Genomic DNA, 15,346 nt, shown 5'->3' with positions numbered 1-15,346 from the left:
GCCGGGAGGGCGCGGAGGGGCGTTGGCATGGCCATCGCCAGAGGCTATGCCGGCCATCCGTTCGAATTTTTTCCAGTGGGCGTCGACATGGGCCTGGGCTTGTTTGAGGAAGCGCGCGGCGGCGTCCGGGTCGACGAGCGAGAGGGTTCGGTAGCGGTTTTCGTTGTAGGCGTAGTCCTTGAACGATACCGAGGGCGCCTTCGAGTCCAGCTGGAATGGGTTTTTGCCGGCCTCCGTGAGCCTCGGATCAAACCGGTAGAGGGGCCAGTGGCCGGATTTCACCCCGAGCGCCTGCTGGTCCACTCCCCGCGCCATGTCGATCCCGTGCGCGATACACGGGCTGTAGGCGATGATCAGCGACGGCCCGTTGTAGCTCTCGGCCTCCTCGAAGGCGCGGACCGTCTGCGTGTCGTCGGCGCCGAGGGCGATCTGGGCGACGTACACGTAGCCGTAGCTCATGGCCAGTTCGCCGAGGTCTTTTTTAGGCGTCGCCTTGCCGCCGGCGGCGAATTTGGCCACCGCGCCCAGGCCGGTCGACTTCGACGCCTGGCCGCCGGTGTTCGAGTACACCTCGGTATCCAGCACCAGCACGTTGACGTTTTTCCCGCTGGCCATCACATGGTCCAGCCCCCCAAACCCGATATCGTACGCCCACCCATCGCCACCGACGATCCAGACGCTGCGGCTCACGAGGGCGTCCGCGACGCCGGCGAGGTCGCGTCCGTCGGGGGAAGCGTCGCCAGCGATAAGGGCCTTGAGCTGGCTCACGCTCGCGCGCTGCGCGGCGATTCCTGCGGGAGTCGACTGGTCGGCCGTCAGCAGGGCGTCGACCAGGGCGGGGTTCCGGGGGCGGAGGCGTTCGACGAGCAAACGGGCGAAGGCGGCCTGGTGCTCGACGGCGAGCCGCATGCCGAGGCCAAATTCGGCGTTATCTTCGAAGAGCGAGTTGCTCCACGCCGGCCCGCGGCCTTCGCTGTTGGTGGTCCAGGGCGTCGTGGGCAGGTTGCCGCCGTAGATGCTGGAGCAGCCGGTGGCGTTCGCGACGATGGCGCGGTCGCCGAAGAGGCGCGTGAGCAGGCTCAGGTAGGGCGTCTCGCCGCAGCCGGCGCAGGCGCCTGAGAATTCGAAGAGCGGCTGGAGGAGCTGGACGTCCTTCGATTTGGTGTAGTGGAGCCCGTCGTTTGTGTACCGCGAGCGATCGGGCAGGCCGAGGAAGTAGTCCCAGTGCACCCGGGCGCTGTCGCGGAGCGGCAGCTGGGGCGCCATATTGATCGCCTTGCGGTCGACGCGGGATTTGTCTTTCACCGGGCAAATCTCGACGCAGAGCTGGCAGCCCGTGCAGTCCTCGGCGGCCACCTGGAGGGTGTACTGCTGGTCCGGAAACTCCCGCCAGCGGGCCGGCGCCGTCTTGAAGTCGTCCGGCGCGCCGGCGAGGGCGCCGGGCTCGACGACCTTTGAGCGGATGACCGCGTGGGGGCAGATCATCACACATTTCCCGCACTGAATGCAGAGGTCCGTATCCCACACCGGAATCTCGTACGCCAGGTTGCGTTTTTCCCACTGCGTGGTGCCGGTCGGGTAGGTGCCGTCGGCCGGCAGGGCGCTGACGGGCAGGGCGTCGCCCTGGCCGGCGATCATCGCGGCGGTGACGCGCTGGACAAATGCCGGCGCGCCGGCGGGCACCACGAGCGGGAGCTCGATCATCCCGCTGGCCGTCTCGGGGACGGGCACCGGGTGCAGGTGGGCGAGCGCCGCATCGACGGCGGCGTAGTTCATCTCGACGGCCGCTTCGCCGCGTTTGCCGTAGGTCTTTTTGATGGCCTCTTTGATCTTCCCGATGGCTTCGTCGCGCGGGAGCACCCCGCTGAGGGCGAAGAAACACGTCTGCATGATCGTGTTGACGCGACCGCCCATGCTGGCCTCGCGGGCGACATCGAGGGCATCGATCACATACAAGGCGATGTTTTTCTGGATGATCTGCTCCTGGACGCGGCGCGGGAGCTGATCCCACACCTCGTCGGGCCCATAGGGGCTGTTGAGGAGGAAGGTCGCGCCCGGTTCGGCCAGCTCCAGCGTGTCGTACCGTTCGAGGAAGCCGAACTGGTGGACGGCGACGAAGTTGGCCTGCTGGATGAGGTAGGTGCTATGGATGGGCCGGGGGCCGAAACGGAGGTGGGACACCGTGCGGGCGCCGGATTTCTTCGAGTCGTACACGAAATACCCCTGCGCGTACAGGTCCGTCTCCGTGCCGATGATCTTGATCGAGTTTTTGTTGGCGCCGACCGTCCCGTCGGACCCCAGGCCCCAGAAGAGGGCGCGGGTGACGTCGGCCGGCTCGATCTGCCAGTCAGGGTCCCACGGCAGGCTCGTGTGGGAGACATCGTCCACGATCCCCACCGTGAAATGGTTTTTGGGGCGGTCGTTCTTGAGTTCATCGAACACCCCGCGGATCATCGCCGGCGTGAATTCCTTGGACGAAAGCCCGTAGCGCCCGCCGACGACGAGCGGCATGCGATCGAACAGGGCCGCGCCCGTGGCCATGCCCTCGGCGATGGCGGTGAGGACGTCCTGATAGAGCGGCTCGCCGGCCGAGCCCGGCTCTTTCGTCCGGTCCAGCACGGCGATCTTTTTCGCCGACACCGGGATGGCTTCCAGGAAGCGTTCGACGGCGAAGGGGCGGTACAACCGGACCTTGAGCAGCCCCACCGATTCCCCCTGCGCCAGGAGGTGCATTACCGTTTCCTCGACGGCTTCGCCGCCGGAGCCCATGATCACGATGACCCGCTCGGCATCCGGCGCGCCGACGTATTCGTAGAGCCGGTAGCGCCGGCCGGTGAGGACGCCGAGTTCGTCCATGCGGCGCTGGACGATCTCCGGCACGGCGGCGTAATACGGGTTGACGGTTTCGCGGGCCTGGAAGTAGACGTCCGGGTTCTGTGCGGTGCCCCGCATGACCGGTCGGTCCGGCGTGAGGGCGCGGGAGCGGTGGGCACGGACGAGGTCGTCGTCGATCATCTGCCGGATGTGCGCTTCATCTAGCATCTCAATCTTCTGGATTTCGTGCGAGGAGCGAAATCCATCGAATACGTGCAGGAAGGGTATGCGGGATTCGAGCGTGGAGGCCTGAGTGATGAGGGCAAAGTCCATGATCTCCTGGACGGAGCCGGCGAAGAGCATGCCCCAGCCCGTGGCGCGGGCGGCCATGACATCCGAGTGGTCGCCGAAGATCGAGAGCCCCTGGGCGGCGAGGGAGCGGGCGGCGATGTGGAAGACCGTGCTGGTGAGTTCGCCGGCGATCTTGTACATGTTGGGGATCATCAGGAGGAGGCCCTGGCTCGCCGTGAAGGTGGTGGTGAGCGAGCCGGCCTGGAGGGCGCCGTGGACCGTGCCGGCGGCGCCGCCTTCGGATTGCATCTCGATGACTTCGGGCACCATCCCCCAGAGGTTTTTTTGTCCCTGCATCGTCCACAGGTCCGCCAACTCGCCCATTGGCGAGGCCGGCGTGATGGGGTAGATGGCGATGACCTCGTTCGTTTTGTGGGCGACGTAGGCGGCGGCCTCGTTCCCGTCGATGGTGGAGAAGGTGCGGCTCATGATCGGGTCGAACGTTGATGATCAAATCGTAGGGACACGATACATCGTGTCCGTATCGCGGACGCCGGGGACATCGTGGCCGTTTGGACGCATTCGCGACGTCACCCGGACAAGAACGCGCCGGCGTGTAAGGAAATGGGACGGGGGATGTCGTCGGCGGGCGTAGGATTGAATCCTACAGCCGGCATGACGCGCCCGGGCTGAATTGAAGGTTTCGTGAAGCACTCCTTGCATCCAGTTTTAATTTCTCGCATATTGGGGCATTGCTTTCAGCATTTCGCAGCGCTTCTCGGGATCCATTACTCATCTTATTCTGCGATTCCGTCACGTGCCAGGGTTCAAATCGCCATCTATCCAAGTGTGTAGTAGTGATGTGGACGCGGCGTTTTATCTGCGCGATGCTGAGGCACACGAACACCCTAACCATACATGAGAATCACATGAAAACGTCAATCACAAAATGGACATTGCTGTGTCTGCTGGCGGCCCTGATGGCGCCGGCGCTGGTCGCACAGCCGGTACGAAACGGAGTAGATGTTATCTGGGCGCGCGATGTCTAAGGCGCCACCCTGACGCTGGACGGCGCGCTGGACGAAGCCGAGTGGGCGAGCGCGGACAGCCTGCAATTGCTGTATGGGGAAAGCGCCGGCGGACCCGGCAGCGGCTGGCGTATCGACGGCACGTTCACGCTGGCCGATCCCTCTGACCCGAGCGACGGCATGATCTACGTGCTGCGCGATGGGAATGACCTGTGGATCAGCGCCCGTGTGGCGGATAAGTCGGTCGGTGGAGGCCTGGGTCTGTTTAATTTCGATGGCCTTATCATCTCCATGGTCAATCGGATGACACGGCCTACCGAGCCCTATACGGATCCGAATTACTTCAACGCGGCCAACAACGCTGAATTCTTCTATACATTTTGGAATCCGGCTGACACATCGGATGCGGCCACGACCTATGACGACGGCTCGCTCGTGGGTTCTGGCCTGCCGCTGCCCGGTAACGAAGCGCGGCTGTTCGGCGATTTCGGCGTCGGCTTTGGCGAGGGGAATGTGGAACGTTCACCCGAAAACGTTGCCAAGTGGGATGCCCGCACGGTCGTGGACGGGATTTCGAACGACGACACTCATGGTGACGACGTCGGATATACCATGGAAATGCGCATCGCATTGGACTCGCTGGGCTACGACTTCAGCGCGGCGACGGGTGATAGGGTGCCGCTGAGTATTGCGCTGAACGACGACGACTACAGCTGGCCGGAAGACGCCAATCTTTCGATGTTAACGCGCACCTGGTGGCAGAATCAGTGGGGCAACGACTTCCCCAATGGTGTCGCCTACATCATGGGAAGCCCGGACGTGACCGTCAATTCAGGCGATGCGCCTTCGTTGACTGAGCCGGACTTCCGTGTGCTGAACGACGAAAGCGCTGAGATCACGCTTGACGGCCAGTTGAGCGAAGACGTCTGGGGACAACTTGATACCCTGATCACGCTGCAGTACCAGGCGTCATCATCCATGCTCGACGCGCTCCCGGGCGCCGGCGCGTATTATACACACTGGTTCCGGCCCGATATCAACGGCGACGAACGGCAGGCGATCGTCATCGACCCCTCGATCGGCCATTTCAAGACCTTCTTCCAGGGCAACATGCTCTTCATCGGTCTGGATGCCGAAGATCAGGCGATAAGTGGCATCAGCCGTGGAGACGACGGAGGCGATGGAACGCGCATCATCCTGCGGGACCGTGCCGGCACGGATGGTTCGCCGCTGCCCTTCCTGCAGTTTGAAATAACCATCGATTCCACAGGCAATATTGCGTATGCTGAAGACGCGGCCATCTTGCGCGCGGCGGACAGCACCGCCTTCCAGGCGGCCGTCTACTTGAAGGATGCCTCGACCGTCGCCGATCCGACGGATATCGACACCGGTTATCAGATGGAAATCGCCATTGACCTGACCAAGGCGCTTAACTACGAGGATGGTCTTGGCGACGGCCTGCTATACATGGGTGCGGTCTTCTTCGATGGCGACTATCTCGAAAGCATGACCGACAGCTACAGCACCCGCATCTGGTGGCTTACCGAGCGCGGCTTTGGCCCTGCGGCCACGGGCTTGATGGACCCCACGTTCCGTGTGGATACGGAGCGTGAAGCAGGCGAACTGCCCCAATCCATCGCCCTCCGCGGCAACTTCCCGAACCCGTTCAACCCGACCACCACGCTGTCCTACGCCCTGCCGACGGCCGGCGATGTGACAATCAGCGTCTACGACGTGCTCGGCCGTGAAGTCCGCACCCTCGCCCCGGGCCTCCAGGCGCCCGGTTCGCAGACGTTCACGTTCGACGCCGCCGGCCTCGCTTCCGGTCTCTACATCTACCGGATCCAGGTCGTCGACGCCGCTCTGGGTGTCGATCAGATCAGCGGTGTTGGTAAGATGCTGCTCCTGAAGTAATGATCGATAGTTGATGGTCGATAGTTGATGATCGATGGTTGATGGTCGATGAGGACAGACGCTCTCATTGACCATCGACCATTGACCATCATCCATTGACCATCATCCATTGACTATCGACAATTCCCTGGTTTTCGTGAAGCACCTCGCCCTCCTCTTCTCCCTTCTCCTCTTTGCCGGCGCCGCATCCGCGCAGACCGGAAAGCTGGCCGGGCGCGTGGTCGATTTCAACGGCGAGCCGCTCATTGGCGCGACCGTATTGGTGGTAGGCACCTCCCAGGGCGCTGCGGCCGACATAAACGGCGACTATGCCGTGATCCGTCTATCGCCGGGTACGTACAGCGTCCGTTTCAGCAGCGTCGGGTTCCAGACGAAGGTGGTCGAAGGCGTGCTGATCACGTCCAACAACACCACGACGCTGGACATCGGGTTGGCTGAAGAGGTCTTCGAAGGCCAGGAGGTGATCGTAACCGCCGAGCGACCGATCATCGATGTCTCGCTCACGAGTTCGATGCAGACGCTGACGAGAGACGATATCGACATTCTACCCGTCCAGCAGCTGAGCGAAATCGTCAACCTCCAGGCCGGCGTCGTCGATGGCCACTTCCGCGGCGGGCGCCTCGGGGAGGTGCAGTACCAGGTGGATGGCGTCTCCGTCAACAACCCGTTCGACAACGCCTCGTCGCTCACCCTGGACCGGTCGGTCCTCCAGGAAGTCCAGGTCATCAGCGGCACCTTCGACGCCGAATACGGCCAGGCGATGAGCGGTGTGGTCAACGCCGTCCTTCGCAATGGCGACGCGGACCGGTACGAGTTCAGCGCCGAGATGTACATGGGCGACTTCCTCAGCCCCGGCAACGACTCGACGTTTGTCACCAATCCTTTCGAGGGCACCCAGAAGGTCGCGCTCTTTCCCTTCATCGACCGCGTCGATCCGCTTATCCTCCAGAATTACCAGGCCAGCCTCAGCGGACCGGTTCCCCTCGCGCGTCATACGACTTTTCTGCTCAACGGCCAGCGGTTCGTCAACGAAGGCCACCTGATGGGCGAGCGGCGGTTTTTGCCGACCGACCGGAGCGACCTCGAGCAGCGGCTCTTTAATCCGACCGGCGACGGCGCGATCGTGCCGATGAACTTCTCCCGCCAGTGGTCATGGCTCGGCAAGCTCACCAACCGATCCATCAAGAACATCCAGATCAGTTATCAGGCGGTTGGCAACGCGTTTGAACGGCAGGGCTACAACCACGCGTTCCGGTTCAACCCGGAAGGGCAAAAGACGGCCCGCCAGTTTTCGATTGTCCACGGGTTGGATATCACCCATACGCTGTCACAGACGAGCTTTTATGAGCTCAGCGCTCGCCAGAATTATTTCGATTTCAAGGACGTCAAGTACGATGAGATCGGGACGATCCCGGCGAATGCCGGCGTCAGTTTTCTCATTCCGGAGGATTCGCCCTACCTCACGGCCGGCGAACCCCGCGGCGACGCCAACTACGAGGAAGGCGCCGTTGTCCAGGGCGTCGACCTTGGGCGCTTCGTACAGTACACGAACTCGTACGTGCTCAAAGGCGCCCTGACGAGCCAGGTGACGAAGACCCACCTCCTCAAGGCCGGCTTCGAGGCGCAGACGTCCGACCTCCGCTTCGGCACGCCCCGGCAGGTGTCCCAGGTGGTCGTGGACGGGGTGCAGACCCTCGGCGTCTTTCAGGACACCCTCGGCGCCATCGTGAATACCTACGACCCCCTCACCCTCGCGGCGTTTGTGCAGGACCGGGTGGAATGGCGGGACCTTAGGGTGCGGCTCGGGGTGCGCGCCGAGTATTTCAACGCCAACGCCTCGGTCCCGAGCGACCTCCAGAATCCCGCCAACAGCATCGACGGCGCGCCGGCGTCGCGTCCGAAGTCGACCACGGCCAAACTCGTCTTCGCCCCCCGCCTGGGCATCTCCTTCCCGATCCTGCAGACGGCCTCTGTCTTTTTCTCCTACGGCCACTTTTACCAGATGCCGGGTCTCGGGCAGATGTTTTCGAACGCCGACTATGCCATCCTGGAAGATTTACAGGCCGGCGCGGTCGACTACGGCGTGCTCGGTAATCCGGATCTCAAGCCGGAGTTCACCACGCAGTACGAGTTCGGGTTTAAAGCCGAGCTCACCCGTTTTCTGGGGTTGGACGTCAGCCTTTTTTATAAAGACATCCGCGACCTGCTCGGGGTCGAGTTCGTGCAGACTTATACTGCCGCCGAATACGCGCGTCTGACCAACATCGACTTCGGCGGCGTGCGCGGCTTCACGATCTCGCTCGACCAGCGGCGGATGGGTCCGATCAGCACGTCGCTCGATTATACGTTGCAGCGTGCGCTCGGCAATGCCAGCGACCCTCGCGAGACGGCCAATCGGGCGGCGGCCGGCGAGGATCCGCGCCCGCGCCAGATCCCGTTTAACTGGGATCAGCGCCACACGCTCAACGGGACCCTTGTGTGGTTCGTGCCGGACCAATTTTCCTTCACCTCCGTCATCAAACTCTCCAGCGGCCAGCCCTACACCCCGTCGCTCAGCAGCGGCTTCGGCGCCGAGCTGGAGGGCAACTCGGGGAGGAAGCCGACCCATGTGATCGTCGACCTGCGGGCGGAGAAGTTCTTTTCCCTCGGTCCGGCGAATCTGACCTTTTTTGCCCGGGTGTTCAACGTGTTCGACGAGCACTTTTCCAACGGATTCGTGTACGCCGATACCGGCAGCCCCTACTACACCCTCATCCCTTCCCAACAACGGAATCCGAACCCCGGCCGGCTCAACGCGCCGCGCCGGATCGAGATCGGCATTTCGCTGCGTGGCGGCGCGAGGCGATGAGGGAAAAACGGCGATGGAAACAGCTCGACCATCCTTCTCGATGGCCACCACGGCGCCGGCTCTAACCGCGCCCGTCATCCCCACGAAAGCGGGGAACCATGCAAGGCTCGTTGGTTGCATGGATCCCCAATCAAGTTGGGGATGACGGGACCGGAGTCGGGGATGCCTTCGAAGCGCAATCGCACCTTACGAAACGCCACGACGTGAAATCATTCCTTTACATAATCCTCCTTCTCCTCGCCAGCCCCACCCGGGCGCAGGACCTCGAACCCGTGACTCCGCCGGAGCGGCGGAGCCGCATCGATGCGGAGCGGCAGGGGACGCACGACGCCAACCGGGTCCGAACGGTATTTTACAACTACGGTATGGTGGGGGATTTCATCTCGAACCCGGACCTGAGCGTTTTCCATTCCGCCGAGGTGCCGCGCGGGAGCGGGGTCAACTATTCGGACGGGGTGACGCCGTTTGTGCTGGCGCGGGTGACGCAGGAAAACGGCCGGCAGGCCTACATCATGCTCACCGGTTACCGCGAGCGCCAGGCGACGAGCCCCAACTCCGGCCGCGTCATGCGCTTCGAACCGAGACCCGGCTACAACGAATCCAGCCCGACCATCAACCAGGGCCGATCCGTCGCCCTCAGCAACGACCCGCGCACCTGGCCGGGTGCGGTGGACGCGGCCGGCGATATCCGAAGCGGGGCCGACCCGGCGACCTGTTGGGTCGATAAACTCGACGATCCAGACGATCCCGGCTGGTGCGGCTCGTGGAACGGTTTTTTTGGCAAAAGGCCGAACGCAGACCAGGAGTCGTTCTTTGTGATGGACGATAATTTTTACGACGCCTGGCAATTCTTCCCCGACGCGCGCGACCGGACCCGGCGCGGCCTCGGGCTCCGTGTCGAAGTCCGCGGCTTCCAGTGGGCCAACCCGCAGGCCCAGAACGTCATCTTCTGGCATTACGACATCGTCAACGAAAGCACCACCACGTACGACGACATCGTCTTCGGCCTGTACATGGACTCCGGCGTGGGGGGCTCCGGAAATTCATGCGACGGCGTCGCGGAATCCGACGACGACAACGCATTTTATAACACCGACTTCGGCCTCAACCTCGTCTATACCTGGGACAAAGGCGGCCGCGGCGTCGGGCTGCGGTCCAACTGCGAGCCAACCGGCTACCTGGGCTACGCCTACCTCGAAACCCCCGGCGACGCCAGCGACGGGGTGGATAACGACAGCGACGGCATCCGCGACGAACGGCGCGACGGTGGTGCGGGGATCCGGATCGAAGGGCAGGACGCGATCCGCGCCTACGTACTGGCGAACTACGACGTCGCGGCCTTCGAGGCGTTTTATGGGCCGATCATCGAGCGACCCGCCTATACGGCCGGCGTGTGGTGGACGGGCGACGAGGACCTCGACTGGGTCGCCGAGTTCAGCGACACCGGCGGAGACGGCATCTTCTCCGACGACAACAACCCGCCCGACTCCGGCGAAAACAACGGGGAGCCGACGCCCGGAGAGCCGAACTTCGATCAGACCGACGTAAACGAATCCGACATGATCGGCCTCACCGGGTTCAAGATGAACCGCATCCGCGCCGGCGCCGGCGCGCCCAGCTCGGAGACCGACAACATCGTCTTCTTTATGAACGAGAACGAGTGGCCGCTCCGGCTCTACGACCAGTTCTCCAGTCCCGACCCGGCCGTCCGATTCGATAATCCGCTCGCCCTCAACTACAACATAGGGTTCCTGTTTGCATCCGGGCCATTCCCCCTCACCGCCGGCCGGCGTGAACGCTTCAGCCTCGCTCTGGCCTACGGACAGGACCTGACCGAGCTCGAATCCAACGTCGAGACCGTCCAGTCGATTTATAACGCCAACTATCAATTTGCCACGCCGCCGCCGCTGCCCTCGGTCCAGGCGTACGCCGGCGACGGCTTCGTGCGGTTGACGTGGGATAACGCTGCCGAGCGCTCGATCGACCCGGTCACGAACCGGAACGACTTCGAGGGCTACCGGATCTACCGCTCCACCGATCCAAACTTCCTCGATGCGCAGCTGATCACCAATGCCCGGGGAACCGGCCCCTTCGGCAATGGCCGGCCGATCGCGCAGTTCGACCTCGAGAACGACATCAGCGGGTACTCGGACATCGTGATAGACGGCACCGCGTACTGGCTCGGGCAGAATACCGGCATCACGCACACCTTTACGGACTCCTCGGTCACCAACGGCCAGCTGTATTATTTCGCCGTCACCTCGTACGACCGCGGCTCGGAGGAATTCCGGTTTTTCCCCTCCGAAAACGCCATCACCATCTCGCGAACGCCGCGTGGGGGCACGATCCTCCCCAGAAATACGGTGGAAGTACGGCCCAATGCCCCCGTGCCAGGGTTCGTGTCCGCGAACGTGGATTCTGCTTCCATTGTGCACGACGCCGGCGACGGCACGGGTTCGATCGAGGCGCGCGTGATCAACCCGGCGCTGGTGCCGGACGACCACGTATTACAGATCACGTTCGAGCATCTGGCCGACAGCATCCGCGCGTCGTCCTACACGCTGTCGGACCTGACCGCTCAAGAGATTCTGTTCGAAGGAGGCATCGACCTGCTGGGCGAGGGCACGGGCCCGGCCGGCGCCGGCATCCTGCCTATCATCGAGACGTTGCCGACGGTCGAGGTCGACACCCTTGAGAGCGGCTTCGTCGAAGGGACAACGGACGCGGTTTTCCGGGCGCGGTACGCCAGCTCGCTCCCCATCAACCTGCGCCGGCCTGGCTACCCCGAAAGCCTGCGGATCACGTTCGCGGACACGCCGCTTGATACGTCTCTGGCTGCCATCGGCGCGCCCGCGACGCCGGTGCACTTCCGGGTGGAGGGCGTCGAGTCCGGCCGAGTATTCGACCTCCGGTTCCGGGATGTCAACGGCGACCGCGCGCTCAGCGCCGAGGACGAGTTTATCGAAGTCCTGACGCCGGAGAGTTTTACGAGCCCCGTGCGCCGGCCGGCGTGGCGGATCGAACTCGATGTAGACCGGTCGCCGGCGGCGCCGACCGCGCCGCGGGCCGGCGATGTGTACCTGATGGACGTCAACAAGCCATTCAGCAACACCGACGTGTTCTCGTTCCGTGTCGAGGGCGAATTTGTCGATCCCTCGGCCGTCAGGAGTGCCTTTGAGGGAGAGGAACCGTACGTCGTGCCCAACCCGTACGTGGCCTCGTCCAGTTTTGAGCCCGAGCGGTTCGCCGTGTCCGGACGCGGTATTCGGCGGATGGAGTTTCGCGCCATCCCCGCCCATGCGACGGTGCGCATCTTCAGCGTCCGTGGTGAACTGGTGCAGACGCTGCACCACGATGGCTCGACCACCGGCATGGTGCCATGGGACCTCCGGTCGAAGGACAGCCTCGAGGTGGCGCCCGGCCTCTACATCTTCCAGGTGGAAGCCGAGGGCGCGGGCGAGTTCGTCGGAAAGTTTGCCATCATCAAATGAGGGGCGATGTCATGCGACAAGAAGGTACATTCATGACCATCTCCCGCCGCGTTGCCTTCATCGGGGCGTTGTTGATGGTGCTTGCCCCGGAGGCGCTGGGGCAGACAAAAGTAGGCACGACAATCGGGCAATTCCTGCTCATCGAACCCAGCGCCCGGATGTCGGCCATGGGTAATGCCGGCGTGACGATGTACTCCGAAGCGTCGTCGGCCTTTTATAACCCGGGCGCCCTCGGGCATCTGAGCCAGTCGGACGCTCAGTTCTCCTACGGGAAATGGCTGGCGGACATCACGCACAACTATGCCGGCGTGGCGCTTCGGGTAGGCCAGGTACACACCTTGTTTTTGTCCGTCACTTCGCTCAACTCCGGCGAGATGGATGTGCGGACGGTCGAGCAGCCGCTTGGCACTGGCGAGCGGTTCAACGTGCAAAACCTGGCGTTCGGGGCCGCGTACGGCCGGCGCATCACCGACCGGTTTTCGGCCGGCCTGCAGCTAAACTTCATCCAGGAGCGCATCTGGCACAGCAGCCTCCAGGCCTTTGGGATCAACCTCGGTGTTCTGTACCAGCTTCCCTTCCGTGCCTATCTGGGCGCCAGCCTCTCGAACTTCGGAACACAGGGCGCCTTCGATGGGCGCGACCTCCGCATCCGATTCGATCAGGACCCGGACCGCTTCGGAGACAACTCGAGCCTGCCGGCGGCGCTGTATACCGAGTCGCACCCGCTGCCCATCCTGTTCCGAGTGGGCGTCGGCATCCCATGGCAACTGGGCGAAATGAACAGCTTCCATCTGGCCGTCGATGCCGCTCAGCCCAGCGACAACACCAGCAGCATGAGCTTCGGTGGGGAATGGACATTTATGCGGACGCTCTCCCTGCGTGGCGGGTACCAGAATCTCTTTCAGCAGGATTCCGAGACCGGCCTCACGCTTGGTGTCGGGCTGCAGTACGGCGTCTCGCGGTATGAGGTGCGGATCGACTATGCCTGGAACGATTACGGCGTGGTGGGCGATGTGCAGCGGTTTTCAGTGGGGGTCGGTTTCTAATTCATCGTCCGCACGGACCGGTTGAGATCGTGTGGGGCAGACAAGGGCGGTATGCGACGAAGCGGGCTATGGGTGGGGATGTGGATCGTGTGCATGATGGCGGCCGCGGCACAGCCGGCGCCGCCCGTCCGGCTCGTTCAGCGCTCCGGTGACCGCACCGTCAACCTGCATTGGGACGCCGGCCCGGAGGCCAGCATCAAGGGGTATCGCATCTTTAAATCGCTGGATTCAGCCGCCGTATTTGCGACCCCGCTGCCCGGTGTCTTTCGGCTCAATCATTATGTCGATTTTAATGTCGACAACGATGCAGTCTACTTCTACGGCGTACACGCGGTAGACACGGACGATGTGGATAGCGGCGACTCCGGGGTCGTGCGCGCGGATCCCGGCGAGTTGGACGATGAGGCGTTGCTCGACCTCGTGCAGCAGACCGCCTTCGACTTCTTCTGGTACGAAGCCAATCCAGCCAACGGCCTCATCAAAGACCGCAACACCACCGGCTCCTCCGCGAGCATCGCGTCGGTTGGGTTCGGGCTTTCGGCCATCGCCGTCGGGGTCGACCGCGGGTGGATCACGCGCGACGAGGGCCGGCAACGCGTGCTGACCACGTTGCGCTTTTTCTGGGAGAGCGAGCAAAGCACGGCGGTGGATGCCACCGGATACCGCGGGTTTTATTACCACTTCCTGGATAGGGAGACCGGCAGGCGCAGCGGCACGACGGAGCTTTCTACCGTCGACACCGCGCTGCTGCTCGCCGGCGTGATCCATGCCGGCGCCTATTTCGATGCCGAGGAGCCGGCCGAGGCCGAGATCCGCGCCCTGGCCGACTCGATCAACCACCGGGTGGAGTGGACCTGGGCGAGTCCGCGGCCGCCGCTCATCGGCCACGGGTGGAGGCCGGAAGGCGGCTTCCTGGCGTTCGACTGGGGCGGGTACAACGAGGCGATGATCGTCTACCTGATCGCCCTGGGTTCACCGACACATCCCGTCCCGACCTCCGCATGGCCGGCGTGGACCAGTTCGTACACCTGGGGCACGCATTACGGCTACTCGTTCGTCGTTTTCCCGCCGCTGTTTGGCCATCAGTACACCCACGCCTGGTTCGATTTTCGGGGGATCCAGGACGCTTACATGCGCGGCCGTGGGATCGACTACTTCGAGAATTCCCGCCGGGCGACACTCGCCAACCGGGCGTATTCGATCGCCAACCCGCTCGGACGCGTCGGTTACAGCGAAAACGTGTGGGGCCTCACCGCGTCCGATGTGCCGGGGGGCTACAGCGCGCGCGGCGCTCCGCCGGCGCAGAACGACGACGGCACCCTGGCCCCGACGGCGCCCGGCGGATCCATTCCGTTCGCACCCGAGGAGACGATCGCGGCGCTCCGGCATCTGTATACGACCTATCGCACCCAGATCTGGTCCTCCTACGGCTTTCGCGACGCGTTTAACCTCGCGCAGAACTGGTTCGCGACCAGCCATATCGGCATCGACCAGGGTCCTATCGTGTTGATGATCGAGAACTACCGCACAGGTCGGATCTGGGACGTCTTTATGCAGAGTGATGTGGCGCGGCAGGGCCTGGAACGGGCGGGCTTCTTGCCAACGGGCACAGCCGTCGAACGCGGCGACGAAGCCATCCCGCTGACGGCGATCGTTTATCCTATGCCAGCGCCGGGCGATGCCATCATGCGGGTATCCCTGCCTCGGCCGGAAGCGGTGCGGATCATGCTCTACGATGTCACGGGGCGTCTGGTGCGACAGGAGCCGGCCGAGTGGTGGACCGCCGGCGACCATCAGTTCCGCATCACACGCGGTGGGCTTGCGGCCGGCGTCTATATTGTTTATGTCCAACGCGAAGGCCAGGCGCCGGCGCGTGCAGCCGTCATCTTCCGCTAACCACCCGATGAAACCGTA

General features: G+C 63.5%; 6 protein-coding genes. 5 read left to right on the top strand and 1 reads right to left on the bottom strand.

The window, feature by feature from the left end; all coding sequences use genetic code 11:
- Positions 1 to 3,594 (bottom strand): pyruvate:ferredoxin (flavodoxin) oxidoreductase (gene nifJ / locus SH809_15175; GenBank protein MDZ4701049.1); only part of this gene is annotated, 3,594 nt, incomplete at its 3' end.
- A 626-nt stretch (positions 3,595 to 4,220) separates the two neighbouring features.
- Between nifJ and SH809_15170 the strand changes: the two genes are divergently transcribed.
- The 5 genes from SH809_15170 (at position 4,221) to SH809_15150 (ending at position 15,328) form a co-directional block, all read left to right on the top strand.
- Positions 4,221 to 6,047, top strand: a complete 1,827-nt coding sequence (locus SH809_15170) for a T9SS type A sorting domain-containing protein (GenBank protein ID MDZ4701048.1) — start codon at positions 4,221 to 4,223, stop codon at positions 6,045 to 6,047.
- 136 nt (positions 6,048 to 6,183) lie between these two features.
- Positions 6,184 to 8,895: a TonB-dependent receptor gene (locus SH809_15165; protein MDZ4701047.1), complete on the top strand. Its 2,712-nt coding sequence runs from the start codon at positions 6,184 to 6,186 to the stop codon at positions 8,893 to 8,895.
- A 203-nt stretch (positions 8,896 to 9,098) separates the two neighbouring features.
- On the top strand, positions 9,099 to 12,386 hold the full coding sequence (locus SH809_15160) for a hypothetical protein (GenBank protein MDZ4701046.1): 3,288 nt from the start codon (positions 9,099 to 9,101) through the stop codon (positions 12,384 to 12,386).
- A gap of 32 nt (positions 12,387 to 12,418) precedes the next feature.
- Positions 12,419 to 13,432 carry a PorV/PorQ family protein gene (locus tag SH809_15155; protein MDZ4701045.1) on the top strand — a complete coding sequence of 338 codons (1,014 nt, stop codon included), beginning with the start codon at positions 12,419 to 12,421 and terminating at the stop codon, positions 13,430 to 13,432.
- 51 nt (positions 13,433 to 13,483) lie between these two features.
- Positions 13,484 to 15,328 carry a glucoamylase family protein gene (locus SH809_15150; protein MDZ4701044.1) on the top strand — a complete coding sequence of 615 codons (1,845 nt, stop codon included), beginning with the start codon at positions 13,484 to 13,486 and terminating at the stop codon, positions 15,326 to 15,328.
- Positions 15,329 to 15,346: the final 18 nt, after the last annotated feature.

The sequence above is a fragment of the Rhodothermales bacterium genome (assembly GCA_034439735.1).
Taxonomy (GTDB): domain Bacteria; phylum Bacteroidota; class Rhodothermia; order Rhodothermales; family JAHQVL01; genus JAWKNW01.
Note: the sequence above shows the minus strand (reverse complement) of the source record. Positions and strands in the feature narration are given on the sequence as shown.